This window comes from Ureibacillus sp. FSL K6-2830 (assembly GCF_038004145.1).
Classification (GTDB): domain Bacteria; phylum Bacillota; class Bacilli; order Bacillales_A; family Planococcaceae; genus Ureibacillus; species Ureibacillus thermosphaericus.
This window is the reverse complement of the sequence record NZ_JBBOQR010000001.1, coordinates 2580826-2606973: the sequence shown is the minus strand read 5'-3', so window position 1 is coordinate 2606973 and position 26148 is coordinate 2580826. Positions and strand designations below refer to the sequence as shown.

The following is a 26148-nucleotide window of genomic DNA, read 5'->3' as shown; positions in this document are numbered from 1 at the left end:
GATGGAACAATGACAATTCAACCCCACGGTGGAGAATTAATTAATCGATTTAACCCAAATGAAAAATACGAGCATCTGCAATTAGAAATTCCTCTAGATGGAATTGCATTAAGTGATTTGGAGTTAATCGGAGTAGGTGCTTACAGTCCATTAGATGGATTTTTATCACAAGAAGATTATAAAAGTGTTGTCGAAAACATGCGTTTAGCTAACGGAATTGTTTGGAGCATTCCAATCACATTACCTGTTACAGAAGAAGTTGCTGCTACATTAAAAGTTGGTGAAAAAGCGAAATTAGTATTTAATGGAGAAGTATACGGTACGATTGAAGTTTATGAAATTTACACACCCGATAAATCAATTGAAGCAAAAAATGTATATGGAACAGATGATTTAAACCACCCTGGCGTGAAAAAACTATTTGAACGTCCAAATGTATATGTTGGCGGAAAAGTAACGCTTGTGAAGAAAACAAAAAAATTATTCCCTGACTACACGTTCGATCCGAAAGAAACACGCGCTTTATTTGAAGAAAAAGGATGGAAAACGGTTGTTGGCTTCCAAACAAGAAATCCAGTTCATCGCGCACATGAGTATATTCAAAAAGTAGCTCTTGAAATCGTGGATGGCCTTTTCTTAAATCCTTTAGTAGGAGAAACAAAGTCAGACGATATTCCAGCAAAAATTCGCATGGAAAGCTATGAAGTATTGCTCGATAAATATTATCCAAAAGACCGTGTGCAGTTAGGCGTATTCCTTGCAGCGATGCGCTATGCAGGACCAAGGGAAGCGATTTTCCACGCATTGGTGCGTAAAAACTACGGCTGCACGCACTTCATTGTCGGCCGTGACCATGCAGGTGTCGGAAATTATTACGGAACATATGATGCACAAAAAATGTTTGACAACTTCACTCCAGAAGAAATCGGCATCACGCCGCTTAAATTTGAACACAGCTTCTATTGCACAGCGTGTGACGGTATGGCCACAACCAAAACATGTCCGCATGATGCATCCACCCGCATCATTTTATCCGGTACAAAAGTGCGCGAAATGTTGTGCAATGGAGAAATTCCGCCAAGCACATTCAGCCGCAAAGAAGTAGTAGAAGTTTTAATTCGTGGGCTTCGTGAAGAAGTTCATTCATAAGGAGTTGTTACAATGAGTTCAAACATCGTATGGCACGATACATCGATTATAAAAGCCGATTATCGAAAGAAAAATGGCCACCACAGCTTCATTATTTGGTTTACAGGTTTATCTGCATCAGGAAAATCTTCCATTGCCAACGCATTGGCAAAAGAATTGTTTGACCGGGGCAATCAATCCTTTGTCCTCGATGGCGACAACATCCGCCACGGTCTGAACAAAGATTTGGGCTTTGACGAACAATCCAGAAAGGAAAACATCCGCCGCATTGGCGAAGTATCCAAACTCTTTGTTGAAAGCGGCCAAATTGTATTGACGGCTTTCATCTCCCCGTATAAAGAAGACCGGGCGTTAGTCAGATCCCTTGTGGAAGCCGATGAATTCATCGAAGTGTATGTACAATGCTCCATTGAAGAATGTGAACGCAGAGATCCGAAAGGGTTGTACAAAAAAGCCCGAAATAATGAAATTCCAAACTTTACGGGCATCAGCGCCCCTTATGAAGCGCCGGACAATCCGGAAATCGTCGTGGACAGCGAAAAATATTCCATTGAGGAATGCAAAAATCAATTGATTGAATTTTTACTTGAAAAAGGATATATCAAATAGCTTTCAATCCGCCATAATCCTTCATAGAAAACTCCCATCATATAAAAAACAGGGCACCTTTTGCCCTGTTTTTATTTGTAAAACATACACAATATATTTCATCTAAAAAAGAACCCTGTGATTTGTTTGAATATGGTATTTTTTGTAAACTAATCAAACGCACTGTGGATACTTTTGGATTCCAAACGGGAAGACGTGTAAGAATATGACTTGCCTCATTCAAAAAATGCAAATAATAACCAAACAAGCAAGTTTACAATAGAAAAAATTAACTAGCGTTAACGTTTTTTGGTATTTTATTAAGTTGTGGAAATATAGCGGAATACCCAATGTGTTGATATCGAATATGGCTACAATGACTCCTTTTTTCAAATACGTGCAACATTGCATCAAAATCAAAGACTTTGAGCTCCTAAAGAAAACATTAGAGAATAAACAAAATATCGTTTCCAGCTATATGAAAACCGCCATCAAGACAATCAACAAATACATCAATTACATCGAGAATACGCTAAAGTACGATTATAATAACGGCATTTTAGAAGGGATTCATAACAAAATCAAGGTGATGAAACGCATTTCTTTCGGTTATCGATCCTTCTATCACTTTAGAAACCGAATATTCATTACCCAAAGCTTAGCGAAAATAAAAACAGCTTAGGGGAACCTCGAATTTCCCCTAAGCCATCCGATTACACATTACCAAATAATGTCACTAACATTTATTCACCAACACCATTTGACAAAGAAAAAAAAATAAATTTCGTGGGATCGAGTAGGAGGGAGCGATTAACTCCCGTCCTCTCACACCACCGTACGTACGGTTCCGTATACGGCGGTTCAATTAAGATGATTGACGCAAGTCTTTATATAACTTCCGTGAATAGCTGTTCTCTTTATGCCAGTGGTCACTCCACCCTCCAAGAGGACCCCCACGGGATTCACCGCTTCCTCCCTCAAGTGAGGTACTACGTTTTCTGTGTTCATCATGACTCACTGAATGCCAAGGGCTATTCTCTCTTAATTGTTCGGTCCTTCTTAGTAGTTCTAAACCAACTAATACTATGACCTCTGCTGACTTCTGACGGTTCAGCTACTTATCACTAAGTAGGTTATGAAGAGTACTTCACATATCCGCCAGACCTCCCCGGGTAAGTACATGCACTTTCACACCATCTATCCGCCTCATCTACTCGATATGACCTTCGACAGAAAGAGCTTTGTTTTGTTTGGCAAACTCACTCAATCATACCTAGCCTTATATGAGGTTCGTGTTCCTCGGACCGGTGTTTTGCCTCCAGCTTCCTTCAGATTCCGCGTCACCACGGACACCCTTGCTCTTGGCTAACCTCTACTTCTGTCTTCGGGGTTCGGGACTTACACCCTATAGTTCATGTACATGCCGGGCGATCGAGTAGGAGGGAGCGATTAACTCCCGTCCTCTCACACCACCGTACGTACGGTTCCGTATACGGCGGTTCAATTAAGATGATTGACGCAAGTCTTTATATAACTTCCGTGAATAGCTGTTCTCTTTATGCCAGTGGTCACTCCACCCTCCAAGAGGACCCCCACGGGATTCACCGCTTCCTCCCTCAAGTGAGGTACTACGTTTTCTGTGTTCATCATGACTCACTGAATGCCAAGGGCTATTCTCTCTTAATTGTTCGGTCCTTCTTAGTAGTTCTAAACCAACTAATACTATGACCTCTGCTGACTTCTGACGGTTCAGCTACTTATCACTAAGTAGGTTATGAAGAGTACTTCACATATCCGCCAGACCTCCCCGGGTAAGTACATGCACTTTCACACCATCTATCCGCCTCATCTACTCGATATGACCTTCGACAGAAAGAGCTTTGTTTTGTTTGGCAAACTCACTCAATCATACCTAGCCTTATATGAGGTTCGTGTTCCTCGGACCGGTGTTTTGCCTCCAGCTTCCTTCAGATTCCGCGTCACCACGGACACCCTTGCTCTTGGCTAACCTCTACTTCTGTCTTCGGGGTTCGGGACTTACACCCTATAGTTCATGTACATGCCGGGCGCACCACCAAAATGTGGGCAGACGGTATTTTCCGACTGCCCACAAACGCTTAATAATATTGATATTATTGGTTTTATCCAATAGAACCTTCCATTTCGAACTTGATTAAACGGTTCATTTCCACCGCGTATTCCATTGGTAGTTCGCGAGTAAATGGTTCAATGAATCCCATAACGATCATTTCTGTCGCTTCTTGCTCAGAAATACCGCGGCTCATGAGATAGAATAATTGTTCTTCTGATACTTTAGAAACTTTCGCTTCATGCTCAAGGGATACATTGTCATTAAATATTTCGTTATATGGAATTGTATCTGAAGCAGATTCATTGTCTAAAATTAATGTGTCACATTCAATATTTGCACGAGCACCGCTTGCTTTTGGACCGAAGCGGACAATACCACGATACGTTACTTTACCGCCTTGTTTTGAAATGGATTTTGACACGATTGTAGATGAAGTATTTGGTGCTAAGTGAATCATTTTTGCACCTGCATCTTGGTGTTGACCTTTACCCGCTAATGCGATGGATAACGTCATACCACGAGCACCTTCACCTTTTAAGATACAAGCAGGGTATTTCATTGTTAATTTTGAACCGATATTACCGTCAATCCATTCCATCGTACCATTTTCTTCAACGATTGTACGTTTTGTTACTAAGTTATATACGTTGTTAGACCAGTTTTGGATTGTTGTATAACGGCAATAAGCATTTTTCTTTACGATGATTTCAACAACCGCTGAGTGAAGTGAGCTTGTTGAATAAACTGGTGCTGTACAACCTTCAACATAATGCACATGGGCACCTTCATCAACGATAATTAATGTACGTTCGAATTGACCCATATTTTCAGAGTTAATTCGGAAGTATGCTTGAAGAGGTGTCTCCACTTTCACACCAGGTGGAACGTAAATGAATGAACCCCCAGACCAAACTGCTGTATTTAGAGCAGCAAACTTGTTATCAGATGCTGGTACGACTGTTCCCCAATATTTTTTGAATAGTTCTTCGTTTTCTTGAAGAGCAGAATCTGTATCTTTAAAGATGATTCCCATTTCTTCAAGATCTTTTTTCATATTGTGGTAAACCACTTCTGATTCGTATTGTGCTGAAACTCCGGCTAAATATTTTTGTTCAGCTTCCGGAATACCTAATCGGTCGAAAGTTCGCTTAATTTCCTCAGGCACTTCATCCCAAGAGCGTTGTGTTGCTTCAGTTGGTTTTACATAGTAAGTAATTTCATCGAAGTCTAAAGCTGATAGGTCGCCACCCCATTGTGGCATTGGTTTTGAATAGAATATTTCAAGAGCCTTTAAGCGAGACTCGAGCATCCATTCTGGTTCATTTTTCATTTTTGAAATTTCACGGACGATTTCTTCGGTTAATCCACGTTTTGAACGGAATACAGAAACGTCCTTATCACGGAAACCGTATTTGTAATCGCCAATATCCGGCATTTGTTTTGCCATGTTCTCTCCTCCGTTCAAAGTTATTCTTTCTCTTTGCTTACACCTTTTTCCATCGCTTTCCAAGCAAGAGTTGCACATTTTATGCGAGCTGGAAATTTTGATACGCCTTGTAGTGCAGCAATATCTCCTAATTCATCTAAAATTTCTTCATCAATTTCTTCTCCAAGCATCATTTTTGAGAAGATATCAGCTAATTTTAATGCTTCTTCCACTTTTTTCCCTTTAATGATTTCTGTCATCATAGAGGCAGATGACATGGAAATCGAACAGCCTTCACCATCAAATTTGGCATTTTCCACGATTCCATCATTGATTTTTAACGTAAGATGTATGCGATCTCCACAAGTTGGGTTATTCATATCTACTGTTACATTATTTTCATCTAAGTACCCTTTATTGCGAGGTTTTTTGTAGTGCTCCATAATTACAGCACGATAAAGTTGATCTAAATTATTCAAAGACATTGTTAAAATACTCCTTCGCTGCGCGCAATCCTTCAACGAGAGCGTCGACATCTTCCTTATTGTTATAAATATAGAAGCTCGCTCTTGCAGTTGCAGAAACTTTCAACCATTTCATTAACGGTTGAGCACAATGATGTCCTGCACGAATTGCAATTCCTCTCATATCAAGTACAGTGGCAAGGTCATGGGGATGCACGCCATCTAAATTGAAAGTAACAAGACCGCAACGTTTTTTTGGATCTCTTGGACCGTAAATATGAAGGCCTTCAATTTTATCCATTTCAGATAAAGCATACTCGATTAATTCATGTTCATGATTAGCAATTTTATCTAATCCAATATTCGTTAAATAATCAATTGCAGCTCCCAATCCAATCGCCCCAGCGATATTTGGTGTACCGCCTTCAAACTTCCAAGGAAGCTCTTTCCAAGTAGAATCATATAAATCAACGAAGTCAATCATTTCACCGCCAAATTCAATTGGCTCAATGTTTTCTAAAAGTTCTTGTTTACCGTAAAGTACTCCGATACCTGTTGGTCCACACATTTTATGGCCAGAAAATGCTAAAAAGTCGCAATCTAAATCTTGAACATCAATTGGCATATGAGGTGCTGCCTGGGCTGCATCAACCACCATTACCGCACCATTTTCATGCGCAATTTTAGCAACTTCTTTAATCGGGTTAATGGTACCTAACACATTAGAAGCCATCGTCATTGCAACAATCTTTGTTTTTGGAGTAATCGTTTCTTTCACAGTATCTAAAGAGATTGTCCCGTCTTCTTCTAAATCAATGTACTTTAATACTGCATTTTTTTCCTTCGCTAGTTGTTGCCATGGAATTAGATTGGAATGATGTTCCATATATGTGATGACAATCTCGTCACCTTCTTGAACATTTTGTCTTCCATAAGCACTAGCAACCGTGTTTAAAGATGTTGTTGTTCCTCGAGTATAAATGATTTCTTTTGTTGATTTAGCATTAATAAATTTGCGGATTTTCTCGCGCGCCCCTTCATAAGAATCCGTTGCACGGTTTCCTAGCGTATGAACACCACGATGCACATTGGAATTATCAAAATCGTAATATTTACGAACAACTTCCAACACTTGAACAGGTTTTTGTGATGTTGCAGCGCTGTCAAGGTAAACGAGCGGATGACCGTTTACTTCTTGATTTAAGATAGGAAAATCTTTTCGAAATTCATTCATTAGCGAACTTTCCCTTCAATAACCTTCGTTAATTGATTCTTAACTCCTTCAATTGGCAATGAGCTTACAACCGGTGCAAGGAATCCATGGATGATTAAACGCTCTGCTTCTTCTTTTGAAATACCACGGCTCATCATATAGTACAGTTGAGTTGGATCAACTCGTCCAACAGATGCCGCGTGTCCTGCCATTACATCATCTTCATCGATTAATAAAATTGGGTTTGCATCACCGCGAGCTTTACTTGAAAGCATGAGTACACGGGATTCTTGTTGAGCATTTGATTTGGAAGCACCATGCTCGATTTTACCAATTCCGTTAAAGACAGATTGAGCAGCATCTTTCATTACTCCGTGAGTTAAAATGAAGCCTTCAGAGTTTTTACCCCAGTGACGAACTTCTGTTGTAAAGTTTTGCTTTTGACTTCCAGTACCAACAACAACTGTTTTTGTATCAGCACTTGAACCATCACCAACAAGATGAGTGATATTTTCAGAAATAGTATCTGAGTTGTTCATTAATCCTAATGCCCAGTTGATTTTTGCATCACGATACAAATGTCCACGGCGATTTACATATGTTGTATAGCCTTTTGCTAACACATCAACTGCACCGAAAGAAACTTGTGCATTGTCTAATGCAATAACTTCTTCAATTAAGTTCGCTTGTCCTTTTGCACTGTCAACTGTTGATAAGTAGTTTTCTACATAAGTGACAGAAGAATTTTTATCTGCAACCACTAATACATGATTAAATAATGAAGCTTCTTCATCATCATTTAGGAACACAACTTGAATCGGCTTTTCAATTACAACATTTTGCGGAACATATAAGAATACGCCGCCGTTTACTAATGCTGCATGGTAAGCAGTTAATTTATGTTCATCTAATTTAACAGCTGTTGTCATAAAATATTTTTGTACTAAATCACCATGTTCACGAACTGCTGTTAAGAAGTTTGTGAAAATCACACCTTGTGCTTTTAATTCTTCTGAAAGCTTTATAACTACCGGTGTGTTGTTTCTTTGAATATAAAGATTTTCTTGTTGTTCAATGTCAATTAAATCTTTTACTGCTTCAGGCAATTGCTCAATCGTGAAAGATTCACTTTTCACCGTATGTTTAGGGAAATTGATAAAATCCCACTTTTCAATATTTGTTTTATCTGGTTTAGGCATTGGTAAATCAGTAGCTTTTTCAATCGCAGCCGCACGTAAATCAGTAAACCATTTTGGTTCATTATTTAACTCAGAGAACGAGCGGACTTCACTAGCTGATAACGCCAATTTTGTTTCAACCGTCATCGATAATCGTCCTCCTAAATTAAGCTTCTTTTTCCGTTACTGCATCAGTGTCTTCGATACCTAATTCTTGTTTAATCCATTCATAACCTTCAGCTTCTAATTTCTTAGCTAGCTCAGGTCCGCCAGATTTCACCACTTTACCTTGCATCATTACGTGTACGTAATCTGGAGTGATATAGTTAAGCAAGCGTTGATAGTGAGTAATCACTAAGCAACCGAAGTTTTCACCGCGCATTTCATTAACGCCTTTAGATACAACTTTCAATGCGTCGATATCAAGACCTGAGTCAATTTCGTCTAAAATAGCAAATGTAGGTTTAATCATCATCATTTGAAGAATTTCATTGCGTTTCTTTTCCCCGCCGGAGAAACCTTCATTTAAGTAACGTTGAGCCATTTCTGGATCCATTTCTAAGAATTCCATCGTTTTATCTAGCTCACGGATAAATTTCATAATGGAAATTTCATTACCTTCACCACGGCGTGCGTTGATTGCTGAACGGATGAAGTCAGCGTTTGTTACTCCGGAGATTTCTGATGGATATTGCATTGCTAAGAATAAACCTGCTTTAGCACGCTCGTCTACTTCCATTTCTAATACGTTTTGTCCATCTATTTCAATTGTTCCTTGAGTAACCTCGTATTTTGGGTGACCCATAATAGCAGATGCTAAAGTAGATTTACCTGTACCGTTAGGACCCATGATTGCGTGTACTTCATTTGTGTTAATTGTTAAGTTTACACCTTTTAAAATCTCTTTACCTTCAATTGAAACGTGAAGATCTTTAATCACTAATGTTGACATCTATATACCTCCATTTTTGCTATAAATGGTAATACCATTTCTAATTTATTATCATTCTAATCTTAACCGAAAACAAGTGAGCATGCAAAACATTTAATCATTTATTCCCATCATTGAGTAAAATCCTCATCAATATTAGAATTTCCGAACATTAAATTCTTAACAACAAATCAAGACAATGTAAAAAGAAGGAATGTTTATTTTCAATAAATAAATCGTAATTGAGAACAGTTATTAATGAAAGAATTTTTTGAATAGAAAGCTATTATCAACCAACATCTTTCGATATATTTTTTTAATTGCATTCAGTCTATGCTTCTTTTCAGAGTTCTTAAATTCATCCTTTGAAATAATTGTTATTTAAGAAATTTCTAAAGTAGTAGTGAATCAAATTTCTGCCCTTTCATGCTCCTTGACTTTGACTGATATATACAATCTATTCAACAATGTTCCTTTTCCTAAACGTTTACATTATTGGCATTTTTCATTAATATAAATTGTATATATTTTTTTATCAACCCATCTATTTTTTAGATGATTAGGAGGGAGAACACTGGAATTACGTCAATTACGATATTTTGTTGAAGTCGCAGAACGGGAACATATCTCCGAGGCAGCTGAACACCTTCATGTTGCCCAATCAGCTGTAAGCAGACAAATTGCCAATCTAGAAGAAGAGCTTGGCACAGCACTTTTTGAACGTGTAGGGAGAAACGTGAAACTAACACCGATCGGTAAAATTTTTTTAGAGCATGCAATTACCGCTCTGAATGCTATTGATTATGCTGTTAAGCAAGTGGAAGAATATTTAGATCCTGAAAAGGGGTCCATTAAAATTGGCTTCCCTACTAGTTTAGCAAGTTACGTCCTCCCAACAGTTATTTCTGCCTTTAAAAAAGAATATCCTGACGTTTCTTTCCATCTACGCCAAGGATCCTATCGCTATTTAATTGAGGCAGTCAAAAACCGTGAATTAAACCTTGCATTTTTAGGACCGGTACCAAAGAAAGATGAAACAATCGATTCAATGATTTTATTCAATGAAAACATTTGTGCATTGCTTCCTGCCAATCACCGGCTGGCGAAGCGGGATAAAATTCATTTAGATGAACTACGTCATGATCACTTTGTCCTTTTCCCTGAAGGATATATTTTACATAAAGTCGTAGTCGATGCTTGCAAATCAGCAGGCTTTTCTCCTATAGCCACTTCGGTGGGAGAAGATATGGATGCTTTAAAGGGGCTTGTAGCAGCAGGAATTGGCGTAACATTATTGCCAGAAAGTTCTTTCTACGATTCTACACCTCGGTTAACGATCAAAATGAAAATCGATAATCCAAATATCACCCGCAATGTAGGAATTATTTATCCAACAAACAGAGAATTAGCTCCTTCAGAACAAGTATTTATCAAATTTGTTCAAACATTCTTCTCCAGATTAAATCAATTTCAATAGAGGATATAACATAATTTCATTGTTAAAGAACTGTTTCGTAATGGCCAACATACTCAAAATCAAGAAGGCAAAGGTCACCTTATTTAATTCTCTTAAACATGCAAAACCTCCCAATCGTTTTCGATTAGGAGGTTATTTCGTTTTATTATTCGCTCACTGGTACTACAGAGCCGCCCCATTCTTCAAGAATGAAGTCTTGAATTTCTTTTGTACGCAATACTTCCACTAACTTTTTAATTTCTTCTCTATTTTCATCGCCAGAACGTACAGCAATTACGTTTACATATGGTGATTCTGAACCTTCAATTGCGATTGAATCTTCCACTGGGTTAATTCCAGCATCGATTGCGAAGTTAGAGTTAATAACAACCGCATCTCCTTCTTTGTTTTCATAATAAGTAACCATCATCTCAGGAGCATCGCTTGCTTCGATTTTTAAGTTCTTCGGATTTTCAACAATATCTTCTAAAGTTGCTTTTGTTTTATCGATACCTTCTTTTAATGTGATTAAGCCATTTGCTTCAAGTAGTGATAAAATACGACCATGGTCTGGGATAGAATTTGAAATTAAAATTGTTGCACCATCAGGAAGTTCATCTAAAGATTGATATTTTTTAGAGTAAATCCCCATTGGCTCAATGTGGATTCCACCAGCATTTACTAAATCATAACCTTCTTCAGCAACTTTTTGTTCAAGATACGGAATGTGTTGGAAATAGTTTGCATCAAGATCGCCATTATTTAAATCTTGATTTGGTAAAACATAATCTTGATATGGTACAATCTCTAACTCGATTCCTTCTTCAGCGAGGATTGGTTTTGCTTTCTCTAAAATTACTGCGTGAGGTGTGTGTGAAGCACCTACTTTTAATGTTACTTTTTCTGTTGCTTGTTGATCGTCGTTTGTTCCTTCATCAGTTGAAGAATTTGAACTTGTACCGCATGCAGCTAATACTAGCACAAGCACTGATAGGAATAAAAATGATAATACTTTCTTCATCCTTCCATTACTCCTTCTCCATTAAATTTTATGTGAAAGGCAAATCGCCTCCATCACCTAAATTAGCGCTTGTCCGTTTTGGCAGTAATCGTATCACCAATCCATTGAATGACAAATACTATGACAAGTATTAAAATCGTTGCCATTAACGTGACATCTTCTCTACTTCTTTGGAAACCTTCTAAGAAAGCTAAGTTCCCTAAACCTCCTGCACCTATGATTCCTGCCATCGCTGTATAACCAACAAGAGCAACAGCTGTGACAGTAATTCCAGAAATGAGCGCAGGTTTGGATTCAGGAATTAATACTTTCCATATAATTGTGAAAGTATTCGCACCCATCGATCTTGCGGCTTCAATAACACCTTTATCTACTTCGCGTAAAGCGATTAATACTAAACGCGCATAAAACGGCGCTGAACCGATAATTAACGCTGGTAAAGCCGCATTTACACCACGAATAGTTCCGAGTAAAAATTTTGTAAACGGAATTAATAAAATAATTAATATAATAAACGGAATCGAACGGAAGATATTCACAAGGGACCCCGTCAAGAAATGAACAATTTTGTTAGCCCAAAGTTGGTGTGGACTTGTTAAGAATAACAGTATACCTATGATTATGCCGAGAACGAAGGTAACTGCTGTAGAAATAGCTGTCATGTAGAGTGTGTCATAGGTTGCTTCCCACATTTTTGTCCAATCTACATTCGGAAATAATGCCTCAATCATTCGTAATCACCTCCGTTTTAATATTCATCGATTTCAGTTTTTCCAAAGCCTTCTCGACATTTTCAGAATCACCGTCAAGTTGAACAATTAACGTTCCATAAGAGCCATTCACCGTTTGTGAAATATTGCCGTGAAGGATGTTGATATCCAACTGGAACTCTTTAATTAAATATGAAATAATCGGTCTTTCTGTTGTATTTCCAACAAAAATTAATTTTACTAATTTTCCGGAAGGATAATTTTTCAAAATGTGTTCAATGGATTCTTTTGATTCTCTTGAATCCGAAACTTGCATCACAAAATTTTTCGTTATTTCAGCTTGAGGATTTTGGAACACTTCGAGAACATCACCTTGTTCAACGACACGTCCAGCTTCCATCACCGCAACGCGATGGCAAATTTTTCGAATCACGTGCATTTCATGGGTAATTAAAACAATTGTCAACCCAAGACGCTGATTAATATCTGATAATAATCGTAAAATTGAATCAGTTGTTTCTGGGTCTAGAGCACTTGTGGCTTCATCACAAAGCAATACTTCTGGATTGTTGGCTAATGCTCTTGCTATACCAACCCGTTGTTTTTGTCCACCAGAAAGCTGGGATGGATAAGCATCCGCTCTTCCACTTAAACCTACAAGTTCAATTAATTCGTGAACTCTTTTTTCTCTTTCTTCTTTTGGTACGCCTGCAATTTCTAAAGGAAAAGCAATATTTTCTGCGACTGTTCTTGACCATAAAAGATTGAAATGTTGGAAGATCATGCTGATTTTTTGGCGAGCAAGCCGTAACTCTTTTCCTTTAATTGAAGAAATTTCAAGACCATTCACTATGACAGAACCGCTCGTTGGTTTCTCGAGTCCATTCAATAGGCGAATCAATGTACTTTTTCCAGCACCGCTATATCCGATGATTCCGAAAATTTCACCCTTTTGAATAGACAAATTTACATGATCAACTGCGGTTAATTCCCCATTTTTCGTTTTAAAGATTTTTGTGACATTTTTTACTTCAATCATGTTTGAGTACTCCTTTATAAACCGCAATATGTATTGATATTACAATTGTGCATTTTACACTTTTTATTACCCTTTGACCATAGTGTTATGTATATAATCTTTCATTTCAATAAAAAAACCTTCTACTTTGATAAGTAGAAGGGAAGTTGAACAACCTACTTAGATATCGTAAAACTTCCTCTTATCTTTCAAAGTAATAAATACTTTGCGTGATTTGGCACCTTATCATATCAATGATATGATGGTTGCCGGGTTTCATAGGGCACTTCCCTCCACCACTCTTAATAAGAGTTTTTTGCTATTCGGTTATTTAATTATGGAAACAATGTAACACGTAATCTATCATCTGTCAACTATAAAATCAACTTTTCATATAAGTTTTGTACGGATTTAAATGCATAGACTTTTTCATGCACTTTTCCGTCCTTTGTTATAAGTAGACAAGGAACACTTTCGATTTGTTGTTCGTATGCAAATTCTTCCAAAAAATTAATATTTCCTTTCCCAATCGGAATGTGTGGAAGAAGTTCTTCAATAACTTCCATCATTTTTGATGCAATTTTACATGTTCCGCAAATAGGGGTATATAAATAAAATGCTGTGATATTATTTTCTTTTACTTTTTCTTCCCAATTCTCTATTGTCCATTCTTCCATATCAATCATTTCCTATGCTAAATATTCTTTATGAACTAAAAATCTCGCTTCTTTCAGTAATTGAGCTAACACTTTTCGTGGTGCGTTTGCAACTTCCATATATGTTCTTGGAACATTTAGGTGAGTAGCCTCCGAATAAATTCTTTTCATTAATTTTCTTAGTTTTTCTCCGGATTGATCGGCATCAAAAAAAGTATATAGCTGACATTCTTCATAGGGCTCAATAAGCTCTAGTAACGCCTCTTCACTTATAGTACCATTTGTACAGACAATCTTCACATCTTCCGCTAAAATTGGGGCCAATTTCAACATATCTGAACGACCTTCTACAATGATACATTTTTCGTAATGCATTTTTACTCACCCCACGTATTATATAAGAACTGAAGAAACGATGAATAGTGTTGTTTACATATTATATTTTGATTTTAAAAAAACGCCAGTTCTTTCCCTGGCGTTTTAGACAGATTATTCAGAAATAATTTCTTCGTATTGTTCTGCAGTAAGCAATTCATCAAGTTGAGAAGAATCTGCAGGTTCAACAACAATCAACCAAGCATTTTCGTAAGGAGACTCATTTACTAATTCTGGGCTATCATCAAGCTCAGTATTCACCTCAACAACTTTACCAGAAATAGGCGCATATAATTCAGAAACCGTTTTCACTGATTCCACACTTCCGAAAGGTTCATTCATTTGAATTTCGTCTCCAACTTGAGGAAGTTCAACGAATACGATATCACCAAGTTCAGATTGTGCGAAATCAGTTATTCCAACACGTACTTTACCATCTTCTAATTTTACCCACTCATGTTCCTTCGTATAACGTAATTCCTTTGGTATTGACATACTTTTACCCTCCATCTGATATGTAATCTTTTTTTCAGTTTGACATATTTCAATTTTAAAAACAAGCTATTTTAGATGATCACTTCCATGTCTGTTCAAATTCTTCTTCTTTAAACCCAAGAGTCACTTTTTCTCCATCTGTAACAATTGGTCGTTTAATTAACATGCCATCTGAAGCTAATAATTCTAGTTGTTCTTCTTCAGACATCGAACCTAGTTTATCCTTTAGACCAAGGGATCTATACTTTTGTCCAGATGTGTTAAAAAACTTTTTTAATGGTAGTCCACTTTTTTCCCAATACGATTTTAATTCTTCTTTCGTTGGGGTTTGTTCTACAATATGAATAGCATCATATTTTATTCCATTATCATCCAACCATTTTTGCGCCTTTTTACAAGTTGTACATCTAGGATAATGAATAAATTTCAACGACATTTCATTGGCTCCTTATTTTTAAATAATTTTTCAAATCTTTCTTATTTTTATCATGCACGATTGAAATCATGTGTTCAAGTATGAATTTTCATAAATTTTAGTGATATTTAACATCAATAAAAATAATGCATTCATAAGAGAATCAAAGTAGAATGAATTATATGTAAATTTTGATTATTGGAGGGAATGGTATGGGCTTATTAAAAGCGGGTGTCGGTGCATTAGCCGGCGTTTTATCTGACCAATGGAGAGAGTATTTTTACTGTGACTCTATTCCTGCAGATGTATTAATAACCAAAGGAAAAAAACGAGACGGTAAAAGAAGTTTTAACCGTAAAGGAAGCGACAATATCATTAGCAACGGTTCGATAATAGCAGTCAATGAAGGGCAATGCATGATTATTGTCGATCAGGGAAAAATAGTTGAATTTTGCTCTGAACCCGGAGAATACGTATATGACTTTTCTACAGAACCAAGCATCTTTTATGGAGACTTAAACGAATCAATTAAAGCAAGTTTTGAGTCTTTTGGAAAGCGTTTAAGTTTCGGTGGAGAGCCTGGAAAAGATCAGCGAGTATACTTTTTTAACATGAAGGAGATTTCAGGTAATAAATATGGTACTCCCACACCGATTCCATTCCGGATTATTGATCGAAATATCGGGTTAGATATCGATATTTCCATCCGATGTCACGGGGAATATTCTTATAAAATTGTGGATCCAATTCTTTTTTATTCGAACGTTTCTGGCAATGTTCAAAATGAATTTAAACGTTCTGAAATCGACGGTCAACTTCGCTCAGAACTATTAACAGCATTACAACCTGCTTTTGCTAAAATTTCTGCAATGGGGATACGCTATAGCGAACTTCCACAACATACGTTAGAAATTGCAAAAGCATTAAATGACGTATTATCTGATAAATGGATGAAAAAGCGAGGCATCGAAATCGTTTCGTTTGGTATTAGTGCGGTCAATGCTTCAGAAGAAGATGAAAAAATGATTAAACAACTCCAAAGAAGTGCAGTGTTCAGAAATCCATCTATGGCTGGAGCAACAATAATTGACGCTCAAAGTGAAGCAATGAGAAAAGCTGCAGAAAATCAAGGAGGAGCCTTTGTCGGTTTTGCAGGACTGCAAATGGCTCAGCAAGCAGGTGGTGTCAATGCAAAAGATTTATTTGAAATGGGTGAAAAACAACAACCCGTCGATCAAAATCCTCAAAATGTTGTTTGGCAATGTAGTTGTGGTGCGAAAAATCAAGGAAAATTCTGTACCGAATGCGGAAACAAACGACCAACATCAAATACTTGGATTTGTCAATGCGGCACAGAAAATAAGGGGAAGTTTTGTTATGAATGCGGTTCGCCAAAGCCAGCAAACTTTGCACTGACATGCGATAAATGTGGATGGCAACCAAAAGATCCATCCTTTACACCGAAATTCTGCCCTGAATGCGGAGATGTGATTGATGAAAACGATCGCAAATAAGGAGGATTGGTATGAGTACCAATGAAAAACAAGAGTTCATTGAAGTAGATGAGTATGATGCGAAGTGTCCATCCTGTGGTGCTTCCATCAAGTTTCATCCTGCTTCAGGCAAGTTAGTTTGTCCCTATTGTCATCATACAGAAGAGATTCCAAATGCAGAATTAGAGGCTGATTTAGAAATAGATGAGCTAGATTTCCATCAAGCAGAGGCTAGAAGTAGCTTCCGTTGGGGAGCCGAAAAAAAGATAGTGATTTGTGATGCCTGCGCTGCTGAATTAGTCTATGATGCGTTGGAAGTAGCCAACGTATGTCCTTATTGCGGATCAAATCATGTGATGGAAATTAAAGACGATCACTCTATCGCTCCTAACGGAATTATTCCATTTCAATTAACATTGGAACAAGCAAACGAAAACTTTCATAAATGGATAAAAGGGAGATGGTTTGCTCCTAATGAGGCTAGACAATCAGCTAAAGCCGAAGCATTTACAGGCATCTATTTGCCTTACTGGACTTTTGATACAAAGACCGCTTCACAGTATACAGCAACATATGGTAGAAGAAGAACGGTATACGATAAGGATGGAAAACCTCAAACCGTTACTGACTGGTATCGTACAAGAGGATTTTATCAAGAATTTATTGATGATCACCTTGTTCTCGCTTCTACTCGCTACGATGCTCATATTTTAAGCAAAGTGGAACCTTTTTATTTAACAAATGCTCGCCCATACCAAAAAGAGTATTTGCATGGTTTTGTAGCTGAACGATACAGTATTGGTCTTGATGACGGCTGGAAAATCGCCAAAAATGAAATTCATCATTATCTAGAATCTCAAATTACACAACATATTTTATGGAAACATCGCGCCCATGTAGTTAGAAATTTACGATTTTCAACAGTCCATTCAGATATTACATATAAATATTTGATGTTGCCTTTGTGGCTATCGACTTTTCGATATAGAGATAAAGTCTATCAATTTATGGTGAATGGCCAAACGGGCAAAGTCGGTGGAGAATATCCAATCTCTCCTATTAAAGTTACAATCACAATCTTCATCCTTCTTCTATTTGTCCTATTAGGTTATTTCTTTTTTATGGAGAATTCATATTAGAATGAAGAGCGGCTTGAGAAAATGTATATGTTTGCAAGTCGCTCTTTTTTCGTAACGTTTTTCTTTGATAATCCTTTACCTTGTGCGGATAGTGCTCTTGCTTGTGCGGTTGGCTCCCTTGTTCGTACGGATTCATTCTAGCTTGTGCGGATAACTCCTCCACTTGTGCAGATAGCTCCTCCACTCGTGCGGATAATTCCATCACTTGTGCAGAAACAATCTCTACTCGTGCAGATACCCCCTTCACTTGTGCAGATACAATCTCTACTCGTGCAGATACCCCCTTCACTTGTGCAGATAGCTCCCTTGCTCGTGCAGATAACCCATTCTGCAGATACAACCCTTGCTTGTGCAGTTATTCTTCACTCTATAAAGACAAAAAAGCTACCCACAAGTGATTCACTTGTGAGCAGCTCTCTACCATTACACGATATATTTTTCTGCTGCAATTAGTCGTTCAGCAGCTTCACGTTTTTTCAAGATTAAATTATAAGGATTGTGACGAGTTAATTTACGTAAAGCAGAAAGTGTTATACGTGCATTATCTCCCTCAACAGAAGCAATGACAATTTCTTTTGCCTCTTTTTCAATTTCAGCAAAGGCTTCTTGGCAATAAATTTGAGTATATAGTAATTTTTGCTTCGCTTTTTCAAGTCCGTCGCGTTCAATTGCTTTTGCAGTGCGTAATACTGCTGATTCCATTGCATATACAAAGTTTGCGATATTCGCAATATTTACCAATACCTCTTGTTCCTGTTCAAGTTTTGTACCGAAGCGTTGAGCAGCAACACCAGCAGCTAAGATACCGATTTTCTTCGCATTTTTCACAAGATATTTTTCTTGTGCTAATGGCTCATCGCTAACCTCTTCAGGCATGAGCATGAGAAGTTCTTGTTGCAAGTTTTGAGCAACTTGTAATAAAGGAAGTTCTCCTTTCAATGCTTTTTTCATGAATGTACCAGGTACTATTAAACGGTTAATTTCATTTGTTCCTTCGAAAATACGGTTGATACGGGAGTCGCGGTAAATGCGTTCCACTTCATATTCAGACATAAAACCATATCCACCATGAAGCTGTACTGCTTCATCCGCAATGTAATCTAATGTTTCAGAACCAACAACTTTTGCAATCGAGCATTCAATTGCATATTCCGCAACAGCTTTTGCTACCGCTTTACCATCTTTTAATTCTTCAGAAGAAAGTTTGCTAAAACGATCTTCGAAATATCCTACTGTACGGTAATTCAACGATTCAGAAGCATATAGTTCAGATGCCATTGTCGCAATTTTTTCTTTTGTTAAATTGAAGCTAGAAATCGGTGTGTTAAATTGTTTGCGTTGATTTGTATATTGGATTGCTAGCTCCAATGCTCTTTTTGATGCACCCACTGTACCAATACCTAATTTATAACGACCGATATTTAAAATGTTGAATGCCACAACATGTCCTCGACCAATTTCCCCTAATACATTTTCCACTGGAACCGGTACATCTTCTAAAATCAATGTACGAGTAGATGAAGATTTAATACCCATTTTCTTCTCTTCTGCACCAACAGAAACGCCAGGGAATGAACGTTCAACGATGAATGCTGTAAAATGCTCACCATCTACCTTCGCATACACAACGAATACATCTGCAAAGCCTGAGTTCGTAATCCATTGTTTTTCACCGTTAAGAATATAATGAGTTCCTGCCTCATTTAATTTCGCAGTTGTTTTTGCACCTAACGCATCGGAACCGGATCCTGGCTCTGTTAATGCGTATGCAGCAATCCATTCACCGCTAGCCAATTTCGGTAAATATTTTTTCTTTTGATCGTCATTTCCAAACAGGACAATCGGTAATGATCCAATTCCTACATGAGCACCGTGCGTTAAGCTAAAGCCTCCTGCGCGAGACATTTTTTCGCCGATAAGAGCTGATGTAATTTTATCTAATCCAAGACCTTCATATTCTTCAGGAATGTCTGCAGCAAGTAGCCCTAGTTCACCTGCTTGTTTCATTAATTTTACGGAGTGTTCAAATTCATGATTTTCCAATTTATCTATTAACGGCAATACTTCATTTTCTACAAACTCTTCCGTTGTTTTGGCAATCATTAAATGTTCTTCAGTAAAATCTTCTGGTGTAAACACTTTTTCTAAATCTACATCTTCAATTAAAAAACTTCCACCCTTTACAAAATCTGTTGTTTGAACCATGTCAATTCCTCCCTATCGATTTATTGCTAACAAATTGATTAATATAGAACTTCCAACACGCCAGCAGCTCCCATACCGCCACCGATACACATCGTAACAACGCCATATTTCTTTTCTTGTCGTCTTAATTCATGGATTAGCTTTAACGTCAATATTGCTCCCGTCGCTCCAAGCGGGTGTCCTAACGCAATCGCACCGCCATTTACATTAACTTTATTGAGATCGAGACCAAGATGCCGAATAACTTGAATCGATTGAGAAGCAAATGCTTCATTTAGTTCCCATAAGTCGATATCCTCTTGTTTTAACCCTGCAAGTTTTAACGCTTTTGGTACTGCTTCAATTGGTCCAATTCCCATCACTTCAGGTGGAACGCCGCCCACTGCAAAGCTTAAGAATTTTGCCATCGGTTTTAATCCCTGCTTTTCAGCTTCTTCTCGATCCATCACAAGAAGTGCTGCAGCCCCGTCAGAAGTTTGTGAAGCATTACCCGCTGTTACCGTTCCATTTATACTGAATGCTGGACGCAGTTTACTTAAAACTTCTTTCGTTGTATCTGGTCGTACCCCTTCATCCATAGAAAATGTAAAGCGTTTTTCTTTTAACGTGTTATTCTCATCAACGTAATGCTGTACAACATCAATTGGAACAATCTCATCGTTGAATTTTCCTTCCTGAATCGCCTTATAAGCCAATTCGTGAGAACGCACCGCAAAATCGTCTTGATCTTCACGGCTAACACCATAACGTTTTGCAACTTCTTCCGCCGTATGGCCCATGCTCATGTAGTATTGTGGCGCTTCTTCTGCCAATTTTGGGTTTGGCCGAACAACGTGTCCCATCATTGGCACCATGCTCATTGACTCTACTCCACCAGCAACAATAGCCTTCGCATGACCAAGCATAATTCTTTCAGCTGCATATGCAATGGATTGTAAACCTGAAGAACAGAAACGATTAATTGTAATCGCAGGAGTTGTATCTGGTAGTCCTGCTAATGCTCCAATATTTCTTGCTACGTTCATGCCTTGCTCCGCTTCAGGCATTGCACATCCTAAAATTAAATCATCTATTTCTCCCTCATAGCCTGCACGCTGAATGGCTTCTTTTACTACGATTGCGCCGAAATCATCTGGTCGCATTTGAGCGAGTGACCCTTTTTTTGCTTTACCAATTGGCGTTCTCGCTCCTGACACTATAACTGCTTCACGCATATTACATCCCCCTTTGTTTCTTTTTCCGAATTAATTGCGCAACGGCTTACCAGTTACGAGCATATGTTGCATACGCTCTTGAGATTTACGGTCAGCCACAAGCTCTAAAAACGCTTGGCGTTCTAAATTTAACAAATATTCTTCATCTACTTCCGTTCCATATGGTACAAGGCCTCCAGCCAGTACATAAGCAAGTTTTTTCGCAATTTTTAAATCGTGTTCTGAAATATAACCTGCTGTGTACATGTTCTGTGCTCCTAACAACATCGTTGCATAACCAGGTGCACCAACCACTTTGATTTTCTTTTTCACTGGTGGCTTATAACCAGATTCATATAAGGAAAGTGCTACTTGCTTCGCATCGTAAATAAGATGATCCGGATTTACGGAAATGCCATCTTGATTGCTTAAGAAGTTATTTTCTCGAGCTTCTTCCGCAGAAGTGGACACTTTCGCCATCGCAATTGTTTCAAATACTTTATTCGCAACGACTTGATAATCAATTTCCACACCTTTTGGAAGACCTTCCAATGCCTTTTCATAGAGAGCTAAGTTTCCGCCGCCTCCTGGAATTAATCCAACACCAACTTCCACTAGTCCCATATACGTTTCTGCTGAAGCTTGAATGCGTGCTGCTGGCAAGCAAACTTCCGCTCCACCTCCGAGTGTCATGCCAAACGGAGCTGCCACAACTGGTTTTCTCGAATATTTAATGCGACGCATCGTTTTTTGGAATGCATGCACAACATAATCAAGTTCAAATATGTTGTCATCTTGCGCTTCCATTAAAATCATGCCAAGGTTTGCACCAACGCAGAAATTCTTTCCTTGGTTTCCGATGACAAGCCCTTTGTAATTTGCTTCTACTTCATCGATTGCATAGTTAATCATTTGAATGATGTCTAATCCAATGGCATTTGATTTCGAATGGAATTCAAGAAGTAAAATGCCGTCCCCGATATCAATCAAACTAGCACCAGAGTTTGATTTAAGAACGCCGTGCTGTTTTTTGTAACGTTTTAAATCAATTGCTTTTTCATTGACAGGAATAATTTCATAATCTTCTCCATTAAAGAATGCTAGTTGGCCATCTATTTCTTGATAGAAAGATTTATAGCCTTTCGCTAATAGTTTTTTCACAAATTCAGGAACATTTCGACCTTCTTCTTCCATTTTCGCAACGGATTTTTCTACGCCGATTGCATCCCACATTTCAAACGGACCTTGGCTCCAACCGAATCCCCATTTCATGGCATTGTCGATTTCCACAATGTTGTCTGCAATAATGCCGTTTAATTCTGCAGAATAGATCAATGTTGGAGCAAAAATATTCCACAGTAATTCACCTGCTCGGTCATTTGCGTATACTAATGTTTTTAACTTGTTATCTAACCCTTTTGTTTGTTTTGCCATTTCGATGGAAGGAGCTTTTAATTTCTTTTGTGGAACATACTCTAGCGTGTTTGGATCGATTTCGTAAATGTCTTTTCCTTTCTTCACATAGAAACCTTGACCAGATTTTGCACCGAGGGCTCCTCTTTCCACTAACTTATGAATCAGTTCTGGAACTTCAAAAACTTTTTGTTCTTCACCAGTAGTTTGATCATACACTGTTTTTGCCACATGAATGAACGTATCCAACCCTACCACATCAAGTGTCCGGAAAGTTGCAGATTTCGGTCTGCCAATTAAAGGTCCTGTTACTGAATCTACTTCTCCAACTGAATATCCTCGTTTTAGCATTTCATGGAGTGTAATATGCAAGCCATACGTACCAATTCGGTTGGCCACGAAATTTGGTGTATCCTTACCTATTACAACTCCTTTGCCTAACACATCTTCCGCAAAATTTTTCATAAAGGTTACAACGTCTGGCGATGTATGTTCAGTAGGAATAATTTCAAGCAATTTTAGATAGCGTGGCGGATTGAAAAAATGCGTTCCTAAAAAATGTTTTTGGAATTCTTCCGTTCTGCCTTCCACCATCTTATTTACACTGATTCCGGAAGTGTTTGAGCTAACGATGGCACCAGGCTTTCGCACCTGTTCTATTTTTTCGAATAAGTTTCGCTTCACATCAAGATTTTCGACAACTACTTCAATAATCCAATCTACTTCTTTTAACTTATCTAAATCGTCCTCTAAATTCCCAACTGTTAACAGTGCTAAATTTTTTGGTGAAGTTAGCGGAGCTGGTTTTTGTTTCAACAATTTTTGTACAGCATTATTCACAATGCGGTTTCTCACTGTTGGATGTTCAAGTGTCAATCCTTTTTCTTGTTCTTCTTTCGTTAGTTCTTTTGGAACAATATCCAACATATATGTTGGTATACCGATATTTACTAAATGAGCTGCAATACCGGAACCCATAACCCCAGATCCAATTACTGCTACTTTTTCAATTTTATACGTCACAAACAATTCCCCCTTCACTCTTTTGAATGAACAATCATTCATTTTCGCTATAAGTTTCCCCTTTGTTCATTCATAGTTTATTCAATTCCTCATTTGAAGATGTTTTTTTCAAGAAAATGAATGGCTATTCATTTCTAGTTTAAAAAAAATACATGAAGCAACTATTCTTGTATTTAGTGTAGATGATTTTACAGAATTTCGCAATCCTTTTATTAAAATTTTCGAAAAATTAATTGATATTTTAATAGTTTGTTATTTACACTCCAAACATATTTCTTTCCGACATTCGCTAAAATGTGTAAACTACTAGGTAAGGAGGCGAAAAAATTGAAAGAAATTACGTCTATTGAACAATTTAATGAAATTATTAGCAAGGACGAGCCAGTGATAGTTAAATTTTATGCAGGTTGGTGCCCTGATTGTGTACGCATGAACATGTTTATTGATCCGATTATTGAAAAGTACAATCAGTATGAATGGTACGAAATCAATCGCGATGATTTCCCAGAACTTGCTGAAAAATATCAAGTATTGGGAATTCCAAGTTTATTAATTTATAAAAACGGTGAAAAATTAGCTCACCTTCATAGTGCCAACGCCAAAACACCGGAAGATGTAACGCAATTTTTGGATGCGCAAACGGTGTAACTTTGAAAAATTTAGGACATAACTTCTATCAAAAAAGTTATGTCCTTTCAATTTCTATAAAAATATGTTTTCTTTTTCATTTTTCGCAGGATAAAATAAGCTAACCATTAACGATAAACCGGCTACTATTTCAATCAATCCTGAAGAGTATACTTTAGCAAACCACATACCTACAGGGATGTTAATGATTGACACCGACGTTAAAGGAAGATAAAGCGATAACACAAAACTAGGAATAAATACGCAAATGAATAATGGAAAGTTGAACTGAATCTTCCATCTATTAATACAAATAAGCGATAAATAAATCCCCCAAATAAAATGAATGATAAAATGACTCCAATTTAATGGAGTTACGTTATAAAGAACTTTATTTGATAAATGTTGTTCAATATTATAACTAATAATTGTTAAAATAATTAACCCAACAAACCAAATTATTTTCCATACATATGGCCAAATTTTCTTCACAAATGTCCCCCTTGCCTACAAATTGAAAGAATTTTCAATCATTATATGTCACAACAAATTTCCCCTATGTCTAAATACATGAAGAGCGACATAGCTCCAATTCTTTAATAAGTCGGTCAAATATCTCTTTTACTGTACCTGACTGAATCTCTTTAAAACGTGTACTTGCCCAAAGTGACATGGCTTGAGGGTTTTGATCTTTCAATGCTTTTGCACGAATCGGCTGCGTTAATGTATTGACAGCGGGATAAATGGCTGGTGCAATGCTTTCATACTTCACCATAAATTCATTTTTCAATCCCCGCGCAAGTCGACCTGAAAATGTACGTGTAAGGGCTGTTTCTGTAAACTCTCCAGATTGAAGAGCCTGTTTATAAACTGGGTTAGCTCCGCTTTCTTCTGTACAAAGGAAAGCCGTACCTAGCTGCACCACATCAGCTCCAGCATTTAATGCGAGGTGAATGTCCTTACCATTAATAATGCCTCCAGCAGCAATTATTGGAACTGCCATTTCTTTTCGAACCGTAGATATGAATTCCATCAGTGGTACATAAGATTCTTCATCCACATTTTGAAAAGTTGCTCGATGCCCTCCAGCTTCTATCCCCTGTAAACAAATTGCATCTGCTCCTTGTTGTACAGCAATTTTTGCTTCCTCTAAATTGGTCACCGTAACGATTACATAGCTGCCATTCTCTTTAATTTGTTCAATGATTTCATTGGTTGGACAACCAAATGTAAACGAAACATAAGGGACTTTATACGTCTTGACTAACTCCAATTTTTCCGTCCAATAATCGTCATCGGGTTTTGGAATTGTTAATGGAATTTGGAAATCTTCTTCAAGGCGCTCCTTATACAAATACAATGACTCATCAAGGGAGTCGTTTTGAGGAACAAAAATATTCACCCCAAAAGGTAAAGCGGCTTCTTTGCATTTGATGATTTCCTGCTCGATTGCTTCTGGAGTTTTATAACCGGCTGCTAGAAACCCAAGTCCACCATTTTGTGAAACTGCAAGAGCTAAATCGACCGTTGCAATCCCCCCTGCCATCGGCGCTTGAATTATTGGATATTTTAAGTTGCTGAACATGTAATATCTACTCCTTTCAATCAATATATAGTCTTTTAGACATTCACAAAAATTTATAGGAGTTACTTCAAACTACAACCTTTTAAACGACCGAACAGCTCTTTAAAATGAAAATGCTTCAAGTGGTTGTATTTTAAGGAAATCGCGATATTGTTTCTGCACATCCATTGTCGAGCCGCTTCTTTGATAACAATAAAACTTAACGATTTGTCTTTTCTTCTTTATCAACTATCTTTACATCTTACAAATATTTTGTCAATTTATGGGTATACAAATATTCTCA

Annotated in this window: 25 protein-coding genes and 1 riboswitch; of the genes, 7 read left to right on the top strand and 18 right to left on the bottom strand. The window is 37.6% G+C overall.

Translation table 11 applies throughout. The features are described 5' to 3' along the window. Positions 1 to 9: 9 nt before the first annotated feature. The 3 genes from sat to NSU17_RS12815 all read left to right on the top strand — a co-directional run bounded on the left by sat (position 10) and on the right by NSU17_RS12815 (position 2419). Positions 10 to 1149, top strand: a complete 1140-nt coding sequence (gene sat, locus NSU17_RS12825) for a sulfate adenylyltransferase (RefSeq protein ID WP_340705197.1) — start codon at positions 10 to 12, stop codon at positions 1147 to 1149. A gap of 12 nt (positions 1150 to 1161) precedes the next feature. Beyond that, positions 1162 to 1758, top strand: coding sequence for an adenylyl-sulfate kinase (gene cysC / locus NSU17_RS12820; RefSeq protein WP_340705196.1), 597 nt, complete (start codon positions 1162 to 1164; stop codon positions 1756 to 1758). 331 nt (positions 1759 to 2089) lie between these two features. Continuing rightward, a complete protein-coding gene (locus tag NSU17_RS12815) occupies positions 2090 to 2419 on the top strand; it encodes a transposase (RefSeq protein WP_340705195.1) in 330 nt (109 codons plus the stop codon). Between the two features lie 1459 nt (positions 2420 to 3878). On the opposite strand, the gene sufB is transcribed toward NSU17_RS12815, so the two are convergent. The 5 genes from sufB to sufC are packed head-to-tail and all read right to left on the bottom strand — an operon-like array spanning position 3879 to position 9062. Beyond that, a complete protein-coding gene (gene sufB, locus NSU17_RS12810) occupies positions 3879 to 5276 on the bottom strand; it encodes a Fe-S cluster assembly protein SufB (protein ID WP_016838671.1) in 1398 nt (465 codons plus the stop codon). Positions 5277 to 5296: 20 nt separating this feature from the next. Next, positions 5297 to 5740: a Fe-S cluster assembly sulfur transfer protein SufU gene (gene sufU / locus NSU17_RS12805; protein ID WP_340436416.1), complete on the bottom strand. Its 444-nt coding sequence runs from the start codon at positions 5738 to 5740 to the stop codon at positions 5297 to 5299. Next, positions 5727 to 6953, bottom strand: coding sequence for a cysteine desulfurase (locus NSU17_RS12800; protein WP_340436418.1), 1227 nt, complete (start codon positions 6951 to 6953; stop codon positions 5727 to 5729). The genes sufU and NSU17_RS12800 overlap by 14 nt, the downstream gene beginning before the upstream one ends. Beyond that, the gene (gene sufD / locus NSU17_RS12795) at positions 6953 to 8257 is read right to left on the bottom strand and encodes a Fe-S cluster assembly protein SufD (protein ID WP_340705194.1); all 1305 of its coding nucleotides are present in this window, start codon (positions 8255 to 8257) and stop codon (positions 6953 to 6955) included. The genes NSU17_RS12800 and sufD overlap by 1 nt, the downstream gene beginning before the upstream one ends. Before the next feature lie 19 nt (positions 8258 to 8276). Further along, positions 8277 to 9062, bottom strand: coding sequence for a Fe-S cluster assembly ATPase SufC (gene sufC, locus NSU17_RS12790; RefSeq protein ID WP_016838667.1), 786 nt, complete (start codon positions 9060 to 9062; stop codon positions 8277 to 8279). Between the two features lie 553 nt (positions 9063 to 9615). Here sufC and NSU17_RS12785 point away from each other — a divergent pair. Further along, the gene (locus NSU17_RS12785) at positions 9616 to 10518 is read left to right on the top strand and encodes a LysR family transcriptional regulator (RefSeq protein WP_026019096.1); all 903 of its coding nucleotides are present in this window, start codon (positions 9616 to 9618) and stop codon (positions 10516 to 10518) included. 145 nt (positions 10519 to 10663) lie between these two features. Here NSU17_RS12785 and NSU17_RS12780 read toward each other — a convergent pair whose 3' ends face one another. From NSU17_RS12780 to NSU17_RS12750, 7 genes are all read right to left on the bottom strand, one after another. Beyond that, positions 10664 to 11518 carry a MetQ/NlpA family ABC transporter substrate-binding protein gene (locus tag NSU17_RS12780; RefSeq protein ID WP_016838665.1) on the bottom strand — a complete coding sequence of 285 codons (855 nt, stop codon included), beginning with the start codon at positions 11516 to 11518 and terminating at the stop codon, positions 10664 to 10666. A 62-nt stretch (positions 11519 to 11580) separates the two neighbouring features. Beyond that, positions 11581 to 12249, bottom strand: coding sequence for a methionine ABC transporter permease (locus NSU17_RS12775; protein WP_016838664.1), 669 nt, complete (start codon positions 12247 to 12249; stop codon positions 11581 to 11583). Then, the gene (locus NSU17_RS12770; RefSeq protein ID WP_096551694.1) at positions 12242 to 13267 is read right to left on the bottom strand and encodes a methionine ABC transporter ATP-binding protein; all 1026 of its coding nucleotides are present in this window, start codon (positions 13265 to 13267) and stop codon (positions 12242 to 12244) included. The genes NSU17_RS12775 and NSU17_RS12770 overlap by 8 nt, the downstream gene beginning before the upstream one ends. A gap of 178 nt (positions 13268 to 13445) precedes the next feature. Then, positions 13446 to 13558: riboswitch (SAM riboswitch) on the bottom strand. 62 nt (positions 13559 to 13620) lie between these two features. Then, the gene (locus NSU17_RS12765; RefSeq protein WP_340436426.1) at positions 13621 to 13923 is read right to left on the bottom strand and encodes a thioredoxin family protein; all 303 of its coding nucleotides are present in this window, start codon (positions 13921 to 13923) and stop codon (positions 13621 to 13623) included. Positions 13924 to 13935: 12 nt separating this feature from the next. Beyond that, on the bottom strand, positions 13936 to 14277 hold the full coding sequence (locus tag NSU17_RS12760; RefSeq protein WP_016838661.1) for a toprim domain-containing protein: 342 nt from the start codon (positions 14275 to 14277) through the stop codon (positions 13936 to 13938). Between the two features lie 114 nt (positions 14278 to 14391). After that, positions 14392 to 14772 (bottom strand): glycine cleavage system protein GcvH, encoded by a 381-nt coding sequence (gene gcvH, locus NSU17_RS12755; RefSeq protein WP_340705193.1) that lies wholly within the window; start codon positions 14770 to 14772, stop codon positions 14392 to 14394. A 79-nt stretch (positions 14773 to 14851) separates the two neighbouring features. Then, a complete protein-coding gene (locus NSU17_RS12750) occupies positions 14852 to 15208 on the bottom strand; it encodes an arsenate reductase family protein (RefSeq protein ID WP_016838659.1) in 357 nt (118 codons plus the stop codon). A 191-nt stretch (positions 15209 to 15399) separates the two neighbouring features. On the opposite strand from NSU17_RS12750, the gene NSU17_RS12745 reads away from it, so the two are divergent. Next, entirely contained in the window at positions 15400 to 16701 is a 1302-nt protein-coding gene (locus NSU17_RS12745; RefSeq protein ID WP_340705192.1) for an SPFH domain-containing protein, read from the top strand. Between the two features lie 11 nt (positions 16702 to 16712). Beyond that, positions 16713 to 17819 (top strand): hypothetical protein, encoded by a 1107-nt coding sequence (locus tag NSU17_RS12740; protein ID WP_340705191.1) that lies wholly within the window; start codon positions 16713 to 16715, stop codon positions 17817 to 17819. Here the strand turns inward: NSU17_RS12740 and NSU17_RS12735 are convergent. From NSU17_RS12735 to NSU17_RS12720, 4 genes are all read right to left on the bottom strand, one after another. Then, the gene (locus NSU17_RS12735; protein WP_340705190.1) at positions 17800 to 18159 is read right to left on the bottom strand and encodes a hypothetical protein; all 360 of its coding nucleotides are present in this window, start codon (positions 18157 to 18159) and stop codon (positions 17800 to 17802) included. The genes NSU17_RS12740 and NSU17_RS12735 overlap by 20 nt on opposite strands. Before the next feature lie 83 nt (positions 18160 to 18242). Next, positions 18243 to 20024, bottom strand: a complete 1782-nt coding sequence (locus NSU17_RS12730; protein ID WP_016838656.1) for an acyl-CoA dehydrogenase family protein — start codon at positions 20022 to 20024, stop codon at positions 18243 to 18245. A 38-nt stretch (positions 20025 to 20062) separates the two neighbouring features. Beyond that, the gene (locus NSU17_RS12725) at positions 20063 to 21238 is read right to left on the bottom strand and encodes an acetyl-CoA C-acetyltransferase (RefSeq protein ID WP_340705189.1); all 1176 of its coding nucleotides are present in this window, start codon (positions 21236 to 21238) and stop codon (positions 20063 to 20065) included. 30 nt (positions 21239 to 21268) lie between these two features. Next, positions 21269 to 23653: a 3-hydroxyacyl-CoA dehydrogenase/enoyl-CoA hydratase family protein gene (locus NSU17_RS12720; protein WP_340705188.1), complete on the bottom strand. Its 2385-nt coding sequence runs from the start codon at positions 23651 to 23653 to the stop codon at positions 21269 to 21271. Between the two features lie 327 nt (positions 23654 to 23980). Between NSU17_RS12720 and NSU17_RS12715 the strand changes: the two genes are divergently transcribed. After that, positions 23981 to 24301: a thioredoxin family protein gene (locus tag NSU17_RS12715; RefSeq protein ID WP_340705187.1), complete on the top strand. Its 321-nt coding sequence runs from the start codon at positions 23981 to 23983 to the stop codon at positions 24299 to 24301. 54 nt (positions 24302 to 24355) lie between these two features. Here NSU17_RS12715 and NSU17_RS12710 read toward each other — a convergent pair whose 3' ends face one another. Continuing rightward, positions 24356 to 24772 (bottom strand): hypothetical protein, encoded by a 417-nt coding sequence (locus tag NSU17_RS12710; RefSeq protein WP_016838652.1) that lies wholly within the window; start codon positions 24770 to 24772, stop codon positions 24356 to 24358. A gap of 70 nt (positions 24773 to 24842) precedes the next feature. Continuing rightward, on the bottom strand, positions 24843 to 25865 hold the full coding sequence (locus NSU17_RS12705; protein WP_016838651.1) for an NAD(P)H-dependent flavin oxidoreductase: 1023 nt from the start codon (positions 25863 to 25865) through the stop codon (positions 24843 to 24845). Positions 25866 to 26148: the final 283 nt, after the last annotated feature.

What these genes read in the sequence shown, in the direction of transcription:
- NSU17_RS12745 (WP_340705192.1), top strand. Translation starts at nt 15,400, where the DNA reads ATGGGCTTATTAAAAGCGGGTGTCGGTGCATTAGCCGGCGTTTTATCT.
- NSU17_RS12800 (WP_340436418.1), bottom strand. Translation starts at nt 6,953, where the DNA reads ATGAATGAATTTCGAAAAGATTTTCCTATCTTAAATCAAGAAGTAAAC.
- NSU17_RS12770 (WP_096551694.1), bottom strand. Translation starts at nt 13,267, where the DNA reads ATGATTGAAGTAAAAAATGTCACAAAAATCTTTAAAACGAAAAATGGG.
- NSU17_RS12750 (WP_016838659.1), bottom strand. Translation starts at nt 15,208, where the DNA reads ATGTCGTTGAAATTTATTCATTATCCTAGATGTACAACTTGTAAAAAG.
- sat (WP_340705197.1), top strand. Translation starts at nt 10, where the DNA reads ATGACAATTCAACCCCACGGTGGAGAATTAATTAATCGATTTAACCCA.
- NSU17_RS12760 (WP_016838661.1), bottom strand. Translation starts at nt 14,277, where the DNA reads ATGCATTACGAAAAATGTATCATTGTAGAAGGTCGTTCAGATATGTTG.
- sufD (WP_340705194.1), bottom strand. Translation starts at nt 8,257, where the DNA reads ATGACGGTTGAAACAAAATTGGCGTTATCAGCTAGTGAAGTCCGCTCG.
- NSU17_RS12730 (WP_016838656.1), bottom strand. Translation starts at nt 20,024, where the DNA reads ATGGTTCAAACAACAGATTTTGTAAAGGGTGGAAGTTTTTTAATTGAA.
- NSU17_RS12740 (WP_340705191.1), top strand. Translation starts at nt 16,713, where the DNA reads ATGAGTACCAATGAAAAACAAGAGTTCATTGAAGTAGATGAGTATGAT.
- sufB (WP_016838671.1), bottom strand. Translation starts at nt 5,276, where the DNA reads ATGGCAAAACAAATGCCGGATATTGGCGATTACAAATACGGTTTCCGT.
- NSU17_RS12725 (WP_340705189.1), bottom strand. Translation starts at nt 21,238, where the DNA reads ATGCGTGAAGCAGTTATAGTGTCAGGAGCGAGAACGCCAATTGGTAAA.
- sufC (WP_016838667.1), bottom strand. Translation starts at nt 9,062, where the DNA reads ATGTCAACATTAGTGATTAAAGATCTTCACGTTTCAATTGAAGGTAAA.
- NSU17_RS12775 (WP_016838664.1), bottom strand. Translation starts at nt 12,249, where the DNA reads ATGATTGAGGCATTATTTCCGAATGTAGATTGGACAAAAATGTGGGAA.
- sufU (WP_340436416.1), bottom strand. Translation starts at nt 5,740, where the DNA reads ATGTCTTTGAATAATTTAGATCAACTTTATCGTGCTGTAATTATGGAG.
- cysC (WP_340705196.1), top strand. Translation starts at nt 1,162, where the DNA reads ATGAGTTCAAACATCGTATGGCACGATACATCGATTATAAAAGCCGAT.
- gcvH (WP_340705193.1), bottom strand. Translation starts at nt 14,772, where the DNA reads ATGTCAATACCAAAGGAATTACGTTATACGAAGGAACATGAGTGGGTA.
- NSU17_RS12705 (WP_016838651.1), bottom strand. Translation starts at nt 25,865, where the DNA reads ATGTTCAGCAACTTAAAATATCCAATAATTCAAGCGCCGATGGCAGGG.
- NSU17_RS12780 (WP_016838665.1), bottom strand. Translation starts at nt 11,518, where the DNA reads ATGAAGAAAGTATTATCATTTTTATTCCTATCAGTGCTTGTGCTAGTA.
- NSU17_RS12765 (WP_340436426.1), bottom strand. Translation starts at nt 13,923, where the DNA reads ATGGAAGAATGGACAATAGAGAATTGGGAAGAAAAAGTAAAAGAAAAT.